This window comes from Butyrivibrio sp. MB2005 (assembly GCF_000424285.1).
Lineage (GTDB): Bacteria > Bacillota > Clostridia > Lachnospirales > Lachnospiraceae > Butyrivibrio.
In genome coordinates this window covers 158,981-177,439 of the sequence record NZ_AUJP01000004.1, presented here as the reverse complement: position 1 = coordinate 177,439, position 18,459 = coordinate 158,981, and the positions used below count along the sequence as shown (strand labels likewise).

General features: G+C 42.2%; 13 protein-coding genes and 1 tRNA gene. 6 read left to right on the top strand and 8 right to left on the bottom strand.

Going from position 1 to position 18,459, the window contains the following annotated elements; genetic code table 11:
* The first annotated feature begins 73 nt into the window (after positions 1-73).
* From G610_RS0102095 to G610_RS0102065, 6 genes are all read left to right on the top strand, one after another.
* A complete protein-coding gene (locus tag G610_RS0102095) occupies positions 74-511 on the top strand; it encodes an HTH domain-containing protein (protein WP_035793641.1) in 438 nt (145 codons plus the stop codon).
* A gap of 2 nt (positions 512-513) precedes the next feature.
* On the top strand, positions 514-1,488 hold the full coding sequence (locus G610_RS19385; RefSeq protein WP_051197486.1) for an IS3 family transposase: 975 nt from the start codon (positions 514-516) through the stop codon (positions 1,486-1,488).
* 1,067 nt (positions 1,489-2,555) lie between these two features.
* Positions 2,556-3,956 (top strand): hypothetical protein, encoded by a 1,401-nt coding sequence (locus G610_RS19380; protein WP_051197484.1) that lies wholly within the window; start codon positions 2,556-2,558, stop codon positions 3,954-3,956.
* Positions 3,957-3,969: 13 nt separating this feature from the next.
* Complete coding sequence (locus G610_RS19375) at positions 3,970-4,581, top strand: CHC2 zinc finger domain-containing protein (RefSeq protein WP_051197482.1); 612 nt, start codon at positions 3,970-3,972, stop codon at positions 4,579-4,581.
* A 61-nt stretch (positions 4,582-4,642) separates the two neighbouring features.
* The gene (locus tag G610_RS0102070) at positions 4,643-5,938 is read left to right on the top strand and encodes a VapE domain-containing protein (protein WP_051197504.1); all 1,296 of its coding nucleotides are present in this window, start codon (positions 4,643-4,645) and stop codon (positions 5,936-5,938) included.
* Between the two features lie 137 nt (positions 5,939-6,075).
* Positions 6,076-7,341, top strand: a complete 1,266-nt coding sequence (locus G610_RS0102065; protein WP_026523455.1) for a tyrosine-type recombinase/integrase — start codon at positions 6,076-6,078, stop codon at positions 7,339-7,341.
* Positions 7,342-7,424: 83 nt separating this feature from the next.
* Here G610_RS0102065 and G610_RS0102060 read toward each other — a convergent pair.
* The 8 genes from G610_RS0102060 to G610_RS0102025 form a co-directional block, all read right to left on the bottom strand.
* Positions 7,425-7,497: transfer RNA gene (locus tag G610_RS0102060), tRNA-Thr, on the bottom strand.
* 96 nt (positions 7,498-7,593) lie between these two features.
* Positions 7,594-9,213 carry a sensor histidine kinase gene (locus G610_RS0102055; RefSeq protein WP_026523454.1) on the bottom strand — a complete coding sequence of 540 codons (1,620 nt, stop codon included), beginning with the start codon at positions 9,211-9,213 and terminating at the stop codon, positions 7,594-7,596.
* Between the two features lie 33 nt (positions 9,214-9,246).
* Positions 9,247-9,762, bottom strand: a complete 516-nt coding sequence (locus tag G610_RS0102050; RefSeq protein WP_026523453.1) for a DUF4364 family protein — start codon at positions 9,760-9,762, stop codon at positions 9,247-9,249.
* Between the two features lie 20 nt (positions 9,763-9,782).
* Complete coding sequence (locus G610_RS0102045; RefSeq protein ID WP_026523452.1) at positions 9,783-10,937, bottom strand: NAD(P)-dependent malic enzyme; 1,155 nt, start codon at positions 10,935-10,937, stop codon at positions 9,783-9,785.
* A 53-nt stretch (positions 10,938-10,990) separates the two neighbouring features.
* Positions 10,991-12,799 (bottom strand): DUF5722 domain-containing protein, encoded by a 1,809-nt coding sequence (locus G610_RS19370; protein WP_051197480.1) that lies wholly within the window; start codon positions 12,797-12,799, stop codon positions 10,991-10,993.
* Between the two features lie 29 nt (positions 12,800-12,828).
* Positions 12,829-14,166: a replication-associated recombination protein A gene (locus G610_RS0102035; RefSeq protein ID WP_026523451.1), complete on the bottom strand. Its 1,338-nt coding sequence runs from the start codon at positions 14,164-14,166 to the stop codon at positions 12,829-12,831.
* A gap of 43 nt (positions 14,167-14,209) precedes the next feature.
* Entirely contained in the window at positions 14,210-15,079 is an 870-nt protein-coding gene (locus G610_RS0102030) for an ROK family protein (RefSeq protein WP_026523450.1), read from the bottom strand.
* A 227-nt stretch (positions 15,080-15,306) separates the two neighbouring features.
* Positions 15,307-18,456, bottom strand: coding sequence for a hypothetical protein (locus tag G610_RS0102025; protein WP_026523449.1), 3,150 nt, complete (start codon positions 18,454-18,456; stop codon positions 15,307-15,309).
* Positions 18,457-18,459 lie beyond the last annotated feature (3 nt).

Here is an 18,459-nt window from a genome sequence, read left to right as displayed (position 1 = left end):
CCCCGTTTTCTGGACACAGCATCTCACGTTTGTGTCCAGATGTTGTAAAATACAATCAATTGGAGGTTATATCATGCTAAGCAATCACAAAAAATCCACATTCACTCCAGAACAGATTGAGACTTTGGCTGCCAATCAGTTTACTGCAAAAGTAAACGCCCGCCAGATCATCTTTACTCTGGAATTTAAAAACATTTTCCTGTCACGCTATGAGCAGGGCGATACCAGTATCGAAATATTCGAGTCCTGTGGATACGACACGGAAATTCTTGGTCGTACCCGTATCTACGGCTTTGCCAGAAGGCTCCGAGAACTGGTAGAATCCGGCAGACCTCTTACAGAGGACTACTCCAATGCTAAAGCAAAAGCACCCGAGAACACAGACTACAACACCATGCCTTCGCAGCTTTCCATTTCTGCTATGCAGCGTGAGCTCGTTTATCTTCGCCAGCAGGTTGATTTTCTAAAAAAAATTACCGAGCTGGGCAACGACAAAAAGCCGAGGAATTGATTATGGATAAACCAAGTGCTAAATACGAGGTCATCCATGAAATCATATCCATGGAGGGCAATCTCCAAAATATCAAGGAACTCTGTGCCATCGCAGGCGTTTCACGCTCCGGCTACTACAATTGGGTTGCTTCTGCTGACAAACGTGCCGAGAAGGAAGCTGCGGACAGAGCCGATTTTGAACTTATCCTTCAAGCCTATCAGTTCAGAGGATACGATAAAGGCATCAGAAGCATTCATATGCGACTTCTTCATATGGATCCACCGGTTCTTATGAACCTCAAGAAGATCCAGCGACTAATGCACAAATACGGGCTCAAATGCCCCATCCGTAAAGCGAACCCTTACCGCCGTATGGCTAAAGCGCTTAAAACGGATGCTGTGGCTGATAACCTCCTTAAAAGGGAGTTTAAGGAACATGGCCCTCGCAAGGTACTACTAACAGATATCACTTACATCCCTTGCTGCGGTGTGTTCTTCTATCTTTCAGTAATCAAGGATGCCTATACTATGCAAATCCTCGCTTATGTACTGAGTGAATCCCTCGAGCTTGACTTTGTTCTTGAAACTGTCAACATCCTGATTGATAGCCACGGAGCCACTCTGGATGACGAAACCCTTATCCATAGTGATCAAGGCTGTCACTATACCAGCAAAAAGTTCCGTGAAATTGTAAAGGATTCTAATCTTCGCCAATCCATGTCCCGTCGTGGTAACTGCTGGGACAATGCTCCTCAGGAAAGCTTCTTCGGTCACATGAAAGATGAGATCATGGATAAGATAGCCCTTGCCGAATCCTTTAACGATGCCAAAACCATCATCGATGACTACATGGATTACTACAACAATGATCGTGGCCAATGGCAACTATCTAAGCTGTCACCTAACGAATACTATGAGTACTGTATAACTGGTAAATACCCTCTTATCACTTACTCATCCATTGATGACAATGGTCATCTTCCAAGAGACAAATAACTATGCTTTTATGCTTTTAAATTTGTCCTTGACAAAGGGTACACTTTATTTTAATCCCCTTTGAGAAACATATTATATTTATAATTTATAGTACTTTCAGTTTATCATTTTTAATTACCTCTTTTTACAAAATAGATGTTATTTCATAAAGATTTAATATATTTGCTAATAAAAATACCATTAGAATTTTTGGCTTTTAAAAATCATGTATACCATTTGTATACCTTCTGTATATTTCTATCTCATAAAAGGGATGCTATTATTATCATGGACATAAGGGATTGATAAGGATTTGATAAGGAAATTTTAATGATTTGTCATGAAAAGATAAGGAACTGCTAATTCACACCAGAAATTTCATGTGATAATATCATAATGTGTTCTCTCGGATATAACATCTGATATTACACTAGGTTTACACTGTTAGACCCCTTTTTTACACTAGGTTTACACTCCCAGATACTTTTCACCGTTTTTTCAGGGTGATATTATTATACTTGCTGAAGCAACCATGATTCGTTTTTGGTTGCTTTTTTGTTTTATGATAAATGAATTTGAATTACACTATTTGACACCAAGATTACACTAATTGACACTGAGATTACACGAGTTGGCACTTCCTGTCTATTTTCATTTATTTTATGGGATGATATTATTATACTTGCAAAAGCAATCGGGATTTACTTTCCGGTTGCTTTTTCTGTTTATACAACTGCATATGGAACGGCTTAGCTGGAACGAAGAAAAGAGGATTATCTCGCTGATCAGAAATGGTCAGGGAACTGATCCTTTTTTCTTTGCTCCGGAGCAGAGTGCAAAGTTCTTTGCGCTCTGGTGAAAATGAGTGCACACATTTTCACAAAAGGGGTCAAGGGGAGCAGCGCTCCCTTTGTCAGGCCGAGGGTGAAACCCCGCCCAGTCATGTGGTCGCTTGCGACACATGGTACTGGGTATTATTTGTCTCTTGGGCCTTTCTAGCCCTTGAAGACGACGCCCGCCGCCTGCCACGTTTTTGCAAAAACAAATCGATTAACATCAATAATTTTATGAAAAGGAGAAATTTGTTTATGCGAGTATCGCGACATAATGGCCGTTGTGGAAAGAACGGCAGCTATAACTCAAAGCATAATGACAGAGAATTTGATGTCAGCAATGCTGAGAATATCAAGGAAGATTTGACACCCTACAACGTCTACTGGAACTGCATTGACAGGGTTCCGGTCTTTGACAAGGACAGGGATGAAAACTGTCACACTTTTACTGAGGCTGAGAAAGAATTCTATGATCTCTGCTATACGGATTACATTGATGGTCAGAACGAAAGAAATAAGGAAGCAAGACATCTTGAGAGATGCAGGACGACCGACGATCTTCGGACTGATAAACGTACCTGTCCGGAAGAAACCATCTATCAGATCGGAAGTGTTGAAGAGACGATTGAGCATGGTGTCCTTCTGGAGATAGTCTCCGAGTTCATGACAACCATGCAGGAGCGTTACGGTTCCAACGTTCATATTCTCGACTGGGCTCTTCATATTGATGAGAGCACGCCGCACATCCATGAGAGACATGTCTTTGATGTTACAAACAAATATGGCGAACGTCAGCCCAAACAGGAGAAAGCTCTAAAGCAGCTGGGGTTCGAACTCCCCGATCCGTCAAAACCTCAGGGCAGATACAATAACCGGAAGATGTCCTATGATGCAGAATGCAGAAAGCTCCTGATCGACATCTGCAAGAAGCATGGGCTTGAGATCATCGAAGAACCTATGTATGGCGGAAAGAAATATCAGGAGAAGCAGGAATATATCATCACCAAGATCAATGGTGAATTATCAGAACTCAGAGATAAATTGTCTTCTGTTCAGATGCTGTATGATGAAGCTCTTGTACTTAACGAGAATCTGTCAGAAAAAAATGGCAGACTGTCCGCTGAGAATGAAAAGCTCACCTTAAACAATGATGATCTTGCTACTGAAAACAAAAAGCTTTTAGAAGATAAATCACGACTTGAAGCAGAGCTTGAAAAGAAGCAGGTTGAAATATCAGACATTGATACTTTTGCCAGTACTGTAGCCAGTCATGCATATGACAAAGCATGTGAAAAGCTCGTTGGTGAAATTGCTTCCTGTGTTACTGATGAGGAATCAAAGGAACTTGACCGCTTCAAGAGTAAGATTCAGGAATCCACAAATCCGGTAACGAAAGTTGTAAACAGATTTGCTCTGGAACAGCTCACCATTTTTCAGAATGGGCTCACAAAAATAAAGGATCGTGTAATAAAAACTGTCAGAAAGACATTTGCATCACCTTCAAAAAAGACAAAGCTTCAGATAGAGATTGCTGAGGGCATCAAGCCAAGCCTTTTGAAAGATCTCCATGTTACTGTCCGTGGTATCAGGGAAAATAAGGAAGCAGATTCCATCTCGCATCCTAAGAAACCACGAACCGCAGAACAGAGTCTGTGACGGAGGTGACAGCATGAGTGTATTTTCAGAAGTAAAGCAAAGGGTGAGTGCCCTTGATGCTTTCAGACATTATGGGATAGGTGTCGGCAGTAAAGGGATGTGCTGCTGTCCTTTCCATAATGACAGAAATCCCAGTATGAAGGTCGATAGCAGGTATCACTGCTTTGCATGTGGAGCAGATGGAGATGCCATAGATTTTGTAGCCAACTACTATGGTCTGTCACTACTTGATGCAACAAGGAAGCTTAACGATGACTTCTTTCTTGGAATTTCGTTTGGTTATAACAGTTATTCAAGGCCTAAGTCAAAAGAACAGATATTGCAGGAAAAGGAATTAGCCCGTAAGCGAGAAGCGGAAAAGGCATTTGACATCATAAGGCGAGATGCAATAAATGTCCTGTCAGACTATCACAGACAGTTGTGGGAATGGAAAAAAGAATATGCACCAAAGGATATAAACGAAGAGGATGCCGACTGGCATCCTTTTTTCGTTGAGGCGCTTGATAGGCTCGACTTTATTAATGAGTTGCTTGACGCTCTGACTTTTGGTGACAGAAATGAACAGCATGAAATTATGAAAACATATGAGAAGGAGATAAAAAATATTGAAAAGCGTAAAAGATGATGATATCGGGATAAGAAAGACTCAGATGGAGATTGAAAAGAAAAGAGTAATAAGAGAGACAATGTGTGTAAGAAAGCTCTTAAATAAGGACGAGCAGGGCAAGTTAAGACAGAATAATGATAATTGCAGGATCGTCATAAAGGAAGATCCCACTTTAAAGGATGCCATCAGATACAATGAGCTCACAGAACGCATTGACATCATCAGGGACATGCCATGGAGAAGGGTTGGCGAACCCATGACCGACATAGATATGGCGAACATCATTACTTATGTTGAAACATATTATGGCCTAAAGAAGGACAACATGATTGAGAGAGCTGTCAAAACAGTATCCTTTGATAATCCGTATCATCCGTTGAAGGAATACTGGGAATCCCTCGAATGGGATGGCGTAGAGCGTGTAAGACATGCCCTTCACCATTTTCTTGGCGCAGAAGAAACGGAACTCAACTACGAAGCTTTGAAGCTGTTCATGCTAGGAACAATCTCAAGAGTGTATGATCCCGGTCATAAATTTGATTATATGCTCTGCCTTGTAGGTGGTCAGGGTGCCGGCAAGTCAACATTCTTAAGATTTCTTGCAACAAAGGACAGATATTTTACTGATGATGTGAAGAAACTTGACGGAGACGATGTTTTCGAGAAGCTTCAGGGGCACGTCATCATTGAGATGGCAGAGATGCTTGCGGCTATGAAGGCAGCAAATGCAGAGGAAGTGAAATCCTTCATCACAAGACAGGTGGATGTCTACCGCATACGTTATGACAAGATTTCTACAGACCATCCGAGAAAGTGTGTTTTTGCAGGAACATCAAACAAAAGACAGTTCCTGCCACCTGATAAATCCGGCAACAGAAGATTTATTCCGGTTGAATGTAACGCTTCCAGAGCAGATGTTCATATCCTTGAAGACGAAGAAGCCTCAAGGGCATACATTGAACAGATGTGGGCAGAAATGATGGTGATCTATAAGTCCGGAGACTTCTCCCTTACTCTTTCAAAAGAGATGCAGGAAGAACTTGAAGCCCTTCAGGAGGATTTCAAGCCCGAGGATCCGATGGAAACTTCCATAAGGGATTTCCTTGATGCCACCAAGGAAGACTATGTCTGCGTGAGCATGCTTTACTACGAAGCTTTGAATAACAACAAGCTGTTTGATAAACCGAAGAAATCCGAAGCCATGCAGATAGCACAGATCATGGATAACATCCAGGGTTGGAAGCGCGGAACCACTCACAACTTCTTCGACTATGGCACGCAGAAGACATGGATCCGTGAAGGAATAAAGCCTGCAAAGGAAGATCCTGATGGTTTTATTCCTGTTCCGAAGCAGATGGAGATTCCCTTCGAGTAATCCATTTTTAAACTATTAAACTATAAACCATCTAAAAAAGAGAAAAAATAAAAGAAATAAATAAGTTTTAGGAGTCAGTTTAGGGAAGTTGGTTTAAATCTTCTTCCCTGAAGGGCTCTTTTTTCATGGGGAAAAGTATGGAAAGAACAGATAACATAATACAGATGACTCCTAGACAGGGGGTAAGCTGCAATGCTACACTTTTTGGTAAAGAGAGTGCCGAAATTGACGATATGAAGAAACAATTATTGGCAAAACAACACATATTAAAGGTGAAAGGAGCATTTTTACCCTACATAAGGGAAAACAGTAAGATTGTCACATATGACAAAGCTAATGGCAGGTACAAGATCAGGATTCCTGTCGCACTGAGGACAGATGAAAGAGACAAAGTAACCGCCAACACGGAGCAGGAAGCCTACGATAAGGCTTATGTATATCTCTTTGGTGATGATACACATACCGTAAGGATATTGTTTGAACAGCTTATCAGTCAGAAAGAACAGGATCCTGATATATCTTCCCTCACCACAGACAGATACAGGCAGGTGTGGAACAAGCATTATGACAGTGATCCTATTGCGGATATGCCAATCACTGATATCAAGGCATCCTACCTGAAGCTGTTTTTCAAACGTCTGACTGGTGGCAGAGTCATGAGCAGAAAAACTTTCAACAATCTGAAAAGCATCATGAATGCCGTCTATGACCTTGCTATCGAGATGGATATAGTGACGGATAACCTTAGCCGTTCCCTAAACTGCAAGGATCTCAAGTTCAAGGCCGTTGATAACAGCAACATCCGTTACACAAATGAGGACCGTGAAGCGATCCTGAAAGTCCTGTCTGAAAAGAAGGATAAAAGTGGCTACGACTACGGAATTGAGCTTATGTTCTGTCTCTGTGTGCGTATCGGTGAACTAAAAGCCCTTCGTTGGAGCGATATTGATTTCAGAAATAAAACAATATCCGTTTCCCGTGAGGTTGTGCTCAGAAAGGATGAGAACGGCATTAACCATCATGTTGAGCTCGCGCACACAAAAGGTGGTGAAAAAGGTTCCCGTATCCTTCCGCTATCTGACAGAGCCATTGACGTCTTTAAAAGCCTTGGAATGCCGGATGACTTATCTGATCACATTGTTGTTACAAGTCATGGCAATCCACTCAATACAGGGCATTTTAACGATCATCTGAAGGCTATCACGACGGAAGCAGGTGTTCCCTATCTCTCATCACACAAGATAAGGTTCTGGAGCGTAACGGAACTAGCCAGAGCGACGGGCGGAGATTTACAGACTGTCATGTATGCAGCAGGTCATGTGGACAAAAACACTACTCTACACTACATCAGAGCCGTTCAGGCAGATGCACAGTTAGACGCAATTCGGTCATGTTTTGCATGATATTACGAAAAAGACCACTTGCAGACCACTTTTTTGAAACAAAAAATACCCTTAAACCCAGATATATACTGGATTTAAGGGCAAGCTGGCAACGGGAATCGGACCCGTGACCTCCGCACTACCAATGCGACGCACTACCGACTGTGCTATGCCAGCAATCCGTGACTTCATCAGTCACAACGAATATAATACCAAGCACTTAAGCGCTTGTCAATCACTGATTTTATATTATGTAAATATTCTGCAGGTTATCTAAAATACTATCTCAAACATAGTAGAATGGCCGCTTTCAGCCTTATCCATCAATCTGATCGTACCGCCGTGAGATTCCACTATTATTCTTGCTATAGAAGATCCAATCGCAGCTCTGTTTTTGCCGTAAAATGGCGTATTGCCACCGGCATATGGTTCGAAAAGATATTTGGTCGCTTCCTCAGGGATGCCTTCTCCATCATCTCCAATATGGATCACGACCTTATTTGAGCTGGATGATATATCAGCATATAACTTAGTGCCACGCGGATTGAGACTGAGAGAATTTGAAATCAGGTTCTCAAACACACGCTTTATCTGAACTCTATCGAAGGATTTATACATACTCTCATCCGGCACATTTACATCCATGAAAAATCCAAGAAGCTCTACCTCTTCTTTCTTTGGCAGGAAGTAATTTCTGAAAAATTCGAATATATCATCATTGGACTTATCCAGCTTAAACTCTGCTTCCTCCAGGTCTGCATAATCACCAAGATCATCAATGAACTCTGTCAGATCGTCTGTATGAAGAGCTATAGCTTCGATGTACTTTCTTCTATTTTCCTCCGTTGCATTTCTATCAAGAGCAAAATTGGTGTAGCCCTTAATAGCTGTAATAGGTATGTTCAGATCATACGAAAGGTATGTAAGCATCTTCTGACGCTCATTTTCAAGATGCTCCCGAGCTTTCTCTGTCTCATGAAGCTTATCTGCCATATCATTAAAAGCATCTACGATCTGTACGAATTCCTTGGGTCCTGAGTAGGAAGAAATAGCCACATCTTTCTTTCCTTCCGTAAGATCATCCATGGAATTCTTAAGCATATCCATAGGACGTTTAACCGATATGATAATTCTCAATACAAATATTAAGAGAAGGACCGCGAATATACCAAGAAAAACAAATAATCCCGTCGTATAAATCTTTTTCTCTTCTTCGTCATTAGATATTGCATAGGCTGAATGAAGCAGCATTACTCTCTCTTCACCGTCCGCCGTCATAAAAGAAAATCTCTGCAAATATGTCCCATCTGCTGTATTTTCCATGGCGTAGGCCAGTTCGTTCTCAGACAGATAGCTGCGTTCCTCATCATAATTGCTATATATAATATTTCTGTCCTTATCAAGGATCGCGGTCTCAGTAGCTCCATAAAAGGCTCCATCCCTACTCCCATCGCCATCCTTAACGTAGTTGTATTTTTGAAGTATATATCCGTCTACAACATTATCCTTATAAATCTTTCCGACATAATAATATGAACTGCCTGAAACAGGTGGAATAAATGAAAGCTCATCCATGTTGTACACATTCGACACACCGGATTTGCTTATAAATATTACATTAGCTTTATTGTCAAGAATCTCGAAGTAACCGTCTTTACCTATTACCTTTTCAAGATTCAGCCTATAGTATCGTTCATTCTCTAAATCCGTCATCTGGCTGGTTATGACTTCACTGCTACTAAAAAAATCCACACCATACATGGCTTTTTGCGTAAAATACTTTACACCGTATGCAAGCAGCAATACTGCAATTGCAAACAGCACATAATATTTTGAGACAAGGGAATAAATACTGCCTTTTTCCCTCCTCATGCTGTCTAAGAACTTAGCCATTTATACGCCCCTCAAAATGTGCATCAAAATTCATTACATAAGCTCTTTTATCAGATACTGATAAATACTTTGATTCTTCTTTTTCCAATTCTCACAGATGGACTCCGCCATTGATTCTGTCCATACAGGAATAGACATCTCGATAAGAGAACTGTTTCCTTCAGAAGCTGAAAGATATGCAACATATTCATTCTCACCGGTCTTCTTGAAATGAGCATTTATCGCAGAATCATCCCGGATCTTCATGCCATTTTCCTTGAAGTATTCATCTATCTGCGTTCTGATATCGGGATTGATCCTATTCTCGAAAAATCCCAGGGCTTCATCTCCCTCTTTAGTCATTCTCAGATAGGTCCTGCTGCCCTCATTGGACTCGGTTATAAGCCCGGATTCTGCAAGTTCACTGAAAACTTCCTGTAACGTAAGGAAATTGGTGTATTCATTTTCCAAAATAAAATCATAGATCTGAGCCTTACTGAGTCTGTCACCGGACTTCTTCAGCATGTACAGCACGATCATCTTATATAAAGTAAGATACTGTGAACTCATAAAACTTCCACCGTTTATCTTTATTTATTCGCAAATCTCTTAACCGCTTCCGAAACTGCCTCTGCGCATCTGGGATCAAATGCTGCAGGAAGAATATTCTCATCTGACAGCTCATCATCAGAGATAAGGTCAGCCAGTGCATTTGCAGCAGCAAGCTTCATATCCTCTGTAATCTGAGGGACTCTAGCCTCTAAAGCACCTTTGAAAATACCGGGGAAAACAAGAACGTTATTAACCTGGTTAGGGAAATCCGAACGTCCTGTTCCAACAACCCTTGCTCCTGCTTCCTTGGCAAGATCAGGCATGATCTCAGGTGTAGGATTAGCCATTGCAAAAAGGATTGCATCCTTGTTCATGCTTCTGACCATATCCTGACTGACAATGCCCGGTGCTGATACTCCTACAAAAATATCTGCTCCAACCAGCGCATCTGCAAGCTTTCCGGATACGTCCTTTTTATTTGTCTGCTCAAGCATCTTCTTCTGCATCCAGTTAAGATTGGGATAGCTGCTGCAGATAATTCCTTCCTTATCACACATTGTAACGTCTGTAAAGCCATATCTGAGAAGGAGCTTTGTGATGGCAATTCCGGCACTTCCCGCACCATTTACAACTACCTTGCATTCTTCCTTCTTCTTGCCTGTTACCTTAAGGGCATTTATAACACCTGCAAGTACTACTATCGCAGTTCCGTGCTGATCATCATGAAAAACAGGAATATCAAGAGTCTCTTTAAGTCTCTCTTCGATTTCAAAGCATCTGGGAGCAGCAATATCTTCAAGGTTGATTCCGCCATAGTTGGGCGCAAGATATGTAACTGCCTTTATTATCTCTTCCGTATCCTGAGTATCAAGACAGATCGGAATAGCATTAACTCCCGCAAACTCCTTGAAAAGAACTGCTTTACCCTCCATAACAGGCATACCTGCTGCAGCTCCGATATTGCCAAGTCCCAAAACCGCACTTCCATCTGAAATAACAGCTATAGTATTGGCTTTCATAGTATATTTGTAAGCAAGTTCTTTATCCTCTGCAATCTTCTTACAGGGCTCTGCAACACCGGGGGTATATGCAAGAGCCAGATCTTCTCTGGACTTTACTTTTGCCTTGGAAGATATCTCCAGTTTACCGTTCCATTTCTCGTGAAGCTCAAGTGCTTTTTCTGCATTAGTCATAATATTTTACTCCTCCTCTGTAAACTGCAGTTTATACCTCACCGGGTGATCACTTAAAAATTGACACCTACAATCGACCTTGCAAAGGAAATATATTCTTCCCTCTGTGGTGTGTCCATGTATTTGAAAACATTATACGAATATTTATGTCCGCCACCTGCATCACAAAGTCCCATGGCAAGACCGTCGTGGGCAATCTCTTCAGCAGCATCCGTCTGCCTTGAAAACATTATGGCATGAATACTTCCGTTAGCTGCAACCTTACTGTATGCATAGGCAATCGCTGCTGCCTGTAATGTATCTCCGTTGGTTGAAGTATAACCCACTTCACTTAATATGATTGATCTGACTCCGCCATTATACAGCATCGCCTCGCTATTCATGTAGCTCGTCAGAACATTAATATTTTTCATGGTTATAAAAGAAGTATCTGCGGAATCCGTAACAAGCTTATTGCCATTCCAAAATGCCGTCTCATAAAGAGGTACTGTATAAGGATGATGAGCAAGTCCCCATCCTAAATCACCATAGTTTCTAAGGGAAGTTGCAAAAGCATCAAGCATATCCCTTCCGTCATAGTCGGGATTTCCCTTAAGATTCCTATCCCACTGCTGATCCAGAGATATATAAACATTGGCTCCTGCATTGGTACTCTTTATAGCATTGTAGAATACTCTGAATGCTCTTGTGTAAGCAGCAGTATAGGTCGCAAGATCTGTCTGCTGCATATAATTCCATTCTTTTCTGGCATTGACTTCGTTTCCGAAGATCCACATAGCCACATTTCCATGTCCTGCGCCTGAGTATCTGCCTGCAAGGAATGAACCGATGGCGGCAACCGCATTAACACCGCTCTCATCAGATGCATTGAACATATAATATGGAGCTGTTGATCCGCCCCTTGCGCTTGGATGAGTCACTTCAGGGAAAGTTGAAGGTGATACGTCATTCAAAACAATCGCTGCAACATCAATTCCCTTAGCATTAAGCGTAGTAAAAAGATAATCGTATTCCTGAAGAATCCTTCCATTGAAATGATAGGTCACTCCGTTATAGGAATATGATACAGAGCCCTCTGCACTTGGCGAAAGAAGTCTGTTAAGCGGAATATTGTAGGTTGCATAATTCACTCCAAGATCCACTGCATCATTAAGTCTTGAAGGATCGATCAAAAGTCCCTTCTTGGAACTCTGCTGCATTCCGCCGTAATTATATGAAGCAACCGCTTCAGGATTTGTCACATAGCTTGCATGAGAAACAGGGATGAAAACACCATCCTTCTTAACAGCTACTGTGAACTTCCTGTAAAGTCTTGACCCCGGTGCTCCTTTATTAAGAGATGCATCAAGTCGTATCTCTTTATCCTTATAGACCTTGGATATTGGTTCTGCTTCACTGTTGAAATCGTCTTCATAAGTGGCAGCATCAAACAGATAATAATATTTATCATCGGAAGTGGGGATCGCTTCTGCAAGTCCCTTTACCTCAACTGCACCGCTTTCCACTATAGTGCAGCTGTCTATTTTTACATACTCTGATAGCTGTTCTGCCGGAACATCCACCGTAGCAGGTCTTGCATCAAGCGCATTTTTTACCTGTTCACCTGAACCTGTGATAGTTTTTAATATGTCAGGATCAAGGTAACTCTTTTCCTTCTCTGTCTCCTTAACTTCAAAAACAGGCTCTTCCTCTACTACTTCTTCCGGCTCTTCCTTTTTATCAAAAGCTCCTGAAATACCTGCCACAGTCATAACAAGTGCCATTATGGCCACAAGACTGCATACAATACTTATTCCTTTAATCTTGTCAGACAGCTCCCTGTCCATTTTTTCAAAAAACTTACCGGGTAAGAGTTTCTTCAAAATCCTATCCTCTTGCCTTTCTAACTTATTTATTCTTCTGATTCTTTAGCATTTTCCTTAAGGAACTTCATGTGCTCCTTGATCTTAACCTCATAGCCGTTACCGGAAGGACTGTAAAACTCCTTACCATTCAGCTCATAAGGAAGGTACTGCTGCTTCACATAATTATTGGGATAATCATGAGCATATTTGTAACCGATTCCGTGGCCCAGCTTAGCTGCTGACTTATAATGAGCATCCTGAAGATGTGTGGGAATCGGAAGATTTCCTGTGTTTTTAACTGTATCCATAGCCTGAAAAATCGCCTCCACCGCTGCGTTACTCTTAGGTGCTGTTGCTATGTAACTTGCTGCCTGGGACAAATTGATCTGACACTCAGGCATACCAATCCTCTCTGTCGCAAGGAATGCTGCTACTGCTACCTGCAACGCCTGCGGATCTGCATTACCTACATCCTCGGATGCACAGATGACCATACGCCTTGCAATAAATTTAGGATCCTCTCCTGCATTGAGCATTCTCGCCAGATAATAAACCGCAGCATCAGGGTCTGATCCTCTCATGCTTTTAATAAATGCAGAAATCGTATCATAGTGATTGTCGCCATCCTTATCGTATCTGGCAACTCTCTTCTGAATACACTCCTGCGCCACCTCTCTTGTAATATGTATCTTACCGTCCTCACTTCTCTCGGTGGTAAGAATACCAAGCTCTATGGCATTAAGCGCATGCCTTGCATCTCCTCCCGCTATGTCCGCAAGAAAATCTGCAGCATCAGGTTCAAGAACAGCATTATAAGAGCCCATACCGTTTATGCTGTCGGTAACGGCTCTCTCCATCAGTATCCTGATATCATCTTCAGAAAGGGGCTGCAGTTCGAAAATAACTGACCTTGAAATAAGAGCCCCGTTCACCTCAAAATAAGGATTCTCAGTGGTAGCTCCTATCAGGATGACCGTCCCATCCTCCACAAATGGAAGCAGATAGTCCTGCTGTCCCTTATTGAAGCGATGTATCTCATCTATAAAAAGAATAGTCTTTCTGCCAAATCCTCCAAGATTCTGCTTGGCTTTGGCAACCACCTCCTCCATATCCTTTTTACCGGATACGGTGGCATTAAGCTGCATAAACTCTGCCTTGGTTGTATTGGCTATTACCTTGGCCAGTGTGGTTTTACCGGTTCCCGGCGGGCCATACAAAATGATAGAGCTTATCTTATCTGCCTTTATTGCACGATAAAGGAGCTTATCCTTGCCGATTATATGCTGCTGTCCTACCACTTCATCCAAAGTCTTCGGACGCATTCTTGCAGCAAGGGGAGACTCCTTTTTCATGCTGTTTTCTCTTGCGTACTCAAATAAATCCATAATTCTCTCTTAATACAAAATCTTAAACCTGCTAAAGTAAATCTCACTTGCAGGCATCAATTGCGAGCTTTACAGCTCCCATAATACCCTGATCATCATTAAGACTTGCAGGAACAATGTAATTATCAAGATCATCCATCTCTTTAGTCACAATATAACCATTTACAAGTTCCTTGAACTTTTTCCTGATAAGAGGGAAAAGCTGTTCCTGATGCATAACACCGCCACCAAGAATTATCTTCTGGGGGCTTAAGATAAGAGCATAGCTCATAAGAGCAGTAGCAATGTATTCACTCTCGATCTCCCATACTTCTGCTCTGTCTGCCAGCTGATCAGCGCTGACACCCCAGCGTGCCTTGATTGACGGACCTGCCGCAAGACCTTCAAGGCAGTTGTCATGGAAGGGGCATACACTCTTACCCGGATCTCCCTCTACTCGTGGAAGTCTGATATGACCAACCTCCGGGTGCAGCATTCCGTGAAGAAGTTTACCATTTGAGATAACTCCGCCGCCTACACCTGTTCCAATAGTGAGATAGATGGCATCGCTTACTCCCCTGGCACATCCCCATGTCGCCTCGCCAAGCATGGATCCGTTAACGTCTGTGTCAAAACCTACAGGAATTCCCAGCGCCTTCTTTGTCTCTTCTACGATATTATAACCGGACCAACCCTTTTTGGGGGTAGAAGTGATACTTCCGTATGTCTTGGAATCCTTGTTTAAATCTATAGGTCCAAAACATGCAATACCTATAGCTGCTATACCCTTATCTTTGAAAAAATCAAAAATCGGGGGCATAGTTTCCTCAGGAGTAGTAGTAGGAATTTTTGTCCTCTCAAGAATCTTACCGTTTTCATCCCCAATAGCACAAACCATCTTGGTTCCGCCTGCTTCTAACGCTCCATACAACATAGCTTAAACCTCCTCAAATATTATGTTATTTATTGTCACGATTTTGACCTGATACCTATTTGCCTTACATTATCTTCTGCTTAAACCGCAATATAGTAATTATAGACCAAAAACACCAAAGATTAAAATAGATTTTCGCGCAGAAATAATGACAAAATGGCCACCGCTAAATCTGCGGTGGCCAAATCTACATGTATAATAATTATATTTAAAATACTTTATCTCCCTTAGTCCTCATCAGTGCTGATTCCGGCTGTACGAATAATGAACTGTACTGAGCTGGGTTCATCTTCATTTGCACCGGAGAATGATGTATAACTCTGTGAAGCTTCATCAACTGCTCTGAGTCTGTCCTTTACTGAAAGAAGATCCTCATCAACTGTGCTTGTAAGCTTCTGGATTCCATCCTCATCAAACTCTACCATTCCGTCTGCAAGCTTCTTAGCACCATCATTAAGATCTACAGCGCCATCCTTTAATTCGTTGGCACCATCATTAAGCTTACCTGCGCCGTCATCAAGCTCAATAACACCATCATTTAGCTCTCCTACGCCGTTATCAAGTTTGATTGTTCCATCTGAAAGCTCTGTAGCACCGCTTGCAAGCTTGCCTGCTCCTTCAGAGAGCTGGTATGCGCCGTTCTTAAGCTCATCTCCCTTGCTGCTAAGAAGTGCTGCACCTGATGAAAGCTTCTTGCTTCCATCCTTGAGAGACTTGATGCCCTTATTGAACTTTGTACCGCCCTTATCAAGCTTCTTAAGACCGATATATAAATCATCTGTTCCCTTAGCAAGTGTCTCAGCGCCGGTCTTGATATCCTTAAGTCCGCCTGCTCCTACTCCGTTGTAGAGCTGATCAAGCATGGTCTTTGATGTTGAAAGTGAGCTGTACGCCATGTAAATTGTCATAGCATACTGTGTTGCATTCTGTGCAGGAGTAACAACATTCTGTGAAAGTAAAGTCAGGGCCTGTGTATAGCATGTCTTAGCCTCAGTGGCTTTCTGCTCTGCTAATTCCTTCTTTGCCTGAAATGTATCATATTGTTCTGCGGCTAATGCCTGCTTTGCTTCCTCACCAGCTATATATGCTGCCTCCTTAGCTGCTTTTCCCTGAGTTATAAGGGTGCCGGCAGCTTCAAGAAGATTACCAAGCTGTGTAACCTGCTCATCGCTTCCGCTTGCAGCCTTGGCCGTAATTACTGCCTGATACATAGCATCCCATTTTGCTTTAGGAATCTTTGTGAGGCTTTCTACTGCTGCCCAGCCGGCATCATTTGCATACTCTACAGTTCCGTCTACTGTTTCCTCTGAAGATGCATCAAGACTTACTGCCTCAGGGCTCTCTACTGATTCCTCTGTGCTCTCGGCAGAAGAATCACTTACCTCTTCGGTATTCTGAGAAGCCTCTTCATTACTTCCATTATCATCTGATGAGCTGTTATCAGCAGCTTCTGTACTAGAACTATTATCCTCTGTGCTCTCAGCACTCTGGGCGCCATTGTCTGATGCGTTGTTTTCATCTGAAGCAGTGTCAGGCTGTGTGTTCTGCTCATCAGTGGCGTTCTTTGCATCCTGGTTATCATTCTGAGAACTGTCCTGACTGTTCTCATCTGATGCACTATCGGAATCGTCTGCTGCATCTGAAGAAGGTGTATCTTCATCATTTATCTCATTCAGAGCCTTTTCAGCATCATTTGCACGAGTCTCTGCTTCTTCTGCTCTGTTCTCTGCCTGCTCAGCGCGATTCTCAGCTGCCTGCGCTCTTGCAGCTTCAATATCTGCTTCTATTGCATATACGTCAGCCAGTTGATCTGTAATACTTGATATAAGAGCACTTACATCTGTACCGTTTGAATTGGTAGTAGCCACTGTAGGAGAGGATGCTGATGTATCTTGATGTGCAACTTCATCTATTACAGCTTTGTAAGCGGAATAGAAAGTACTCTCTGCCAAAGTAACAGCTGTAAGATTTGTATTAACCGTTTCAGCTAATGTACCAATTCCCTTACTAAGCTGATTGGCACCTGTTGAAAGCTGTCCTGCTCCATCCTTTGCTGAAGTGATTCCACCTGTAAGGTCCTTTGAACCCTTAGCAAGAGTAGCAACACCATCTTTAAGGTCTGATGCACCGCTTGCTACTGTGCCTACGCCATCTGTGTATGCCTTTACACCTGCACTTAAGGTGTTCGTTCCGTCAGCCAGTGTACCTGCACCTGATGCAAGTGTTCCTGCACCATCACGAAGCTGTGTTGTTCCATCCTTAAGCTCTGTAGTTCCATCCTTAAGCTTCTTTGTTCCATCCTTAAGATCTGATGTACCGTTTGCAAGCTCTGTTGTACCATCCTGGAATTTGCCTGTGCCGTCTGCAAGCTCGCCTGTTCCGTCGCGAAGCTCTGTAGAAGCATCAGAGAGCTTATCCATATCATCATTAAGAGTATCTACTTTATCTGAGTTATAAATCTTATCAAGGCCAAGGTCTGATACTACGTTTGCACTTGCCATAGAAATTGTCATGGGAAGTTCAAAATCATTTACATCAGCTGTAATTTCCACATAATCGGGAATACTAACATCCTCTTCATCGATGTCGTTTTCTTTAAGCTTTTCATCATCGATCTTGAGTGATTCCTTGAGACCAGGCATAGCAACACCAACCACTACGTAATTGTTGGCATCTGATATAACCTTACCGTTCGAAACCTTTACGTTGGCGAACTTATCGCTGTCAAGCATTGTTCCGGAAATCATTGTAAAAGGAACATCAATGTTTTCTTCCTGACCATCGATATTTACTTCCTTTTTGAGAGTGTTTGTATAATCAAAACGGATCTTCACACTTCCGCTCTGACCTGCGATCTCATCGGCAGTCATCTCTTTTCCGTTAAGTGTATAGGTAACTTTTACACCGATGGGAACTTCCTCTGTAGGTGTTCCCTGATAGTAAATATCTGAACCCTCTGCGTCCCATGTAACTGTGCCATCGGAATTCTCAGTGTAGGTCTCTTCACCCTTTACATTTACAATATCTTTAAGATTGGTCTTATCTGTAAGTGTCTTACTGCCATCCTTGTTCTTAAGCCAGTTGCTTACAACAACATCATCAACGTTACCACTGGCATCTGTCATTACATATACAGTCTCTTCTTTTCCACTCTCGGCATTTTCGGATGAACCTGTGTAGGCTGTCTTGGTCATTGTATCTACAAGCTCATCTGCCTCTGCGTTTTCTACTGTATCTTCTCCTGTCTCTGCCTGACTCTCTACTGCAACTGTATCTTCTTTTTTATTAAGGCCGCATCCAGACATTGCCATTGTAGAGCACGCAAGAGCAAATGCTGTGAATACTGATGTGGCTTTGAGTAAATTCTTCTTATACATAAC

Bases quoted from the DNA above. Each gene is read 5' to 3' on its own strand.
- G610_RS0102095 (WP_035793641.1), top strand. From the start codon at position 74: ATGCTAAGCAATCACAAAAAATCCACATTCACTCCAGAACAGATTGAG.
- G610_RS19385 (WP_051197486.1), top strand. From the start codon at position 514: ATGGATAAACCAAGTGCTAAATACGAGGTCATCCATGAAATCATATCC.
- G610_RS19380 (WP_051197484.1), top strand. From the start codon at position 2,556: ATGCGAGTATCGCGACATAATGGCCGTTGTGGAAAGAACGGCAGCTAT.
- G610_RS19375 (WP_051197482.1), top strand. From the start codon at position 3,970: ATGAGTGTATTTTCAGAAGTAAAGCAAAGGGTGAGTGCCCTTGATGCT.
- G610_RS0102070 (WP_051197504.1), top strand. From the start codon at position 4,643: ATGTGTGTAAGAAAGCTCTTAAATAAGGACGAGCAGGGCAAGTTAAGA.
- G610_RS0102065 (WP_026523455.1), top strand. From the start codon at position 6,076: ATGGAAAGAACAGATAACATAATACAGATGACTCCTAGACAGGGGGTA.
- G610_RS0102055 (WP_026523454.1), bottom strand. From the start codon at position 9,213: ATGGCTAAGTTCTTAGACAGCATGAGGAGGGAAAAAGGCAGTATTTAT.
- G610_RS0102050 (WP_026523453.1), bottom strand. From the start codon at position 9,762: ATGAGTTCACAGTATCTTACTTTATATAAGATGATCGTGCTGTACATG.
- G610_RS0102045 (WP_026523452.1), bottom strand. From the start codon at position 10,937: ATGACTAATGCAGAAAAAGCACTTGAGCTTCACGAGAAATGGAACGGT.
- G610_RS0102035 (WP_026523451.1), bottom strand. From the start codon at position 14,166: ATGGATTTATTTGAGTACGCAAGAGAAAACAGCATGAAAAAGGAGTCT.
- G610_RS0102030 (WP_026523450.1), bottom strand. From the start codon at position 15,079: ATGTTGTATGGAGCGTTAGAAGCAGGCGGAACCAAGATGGTTTGTGCT.
- G610_RS0102025 (WP_026523449.1), bottom strand. From the start codon at position 18,456: ATGTATAAGAAGAATTTACTCAAAGCCACATCAGTATTCACAGCATTT.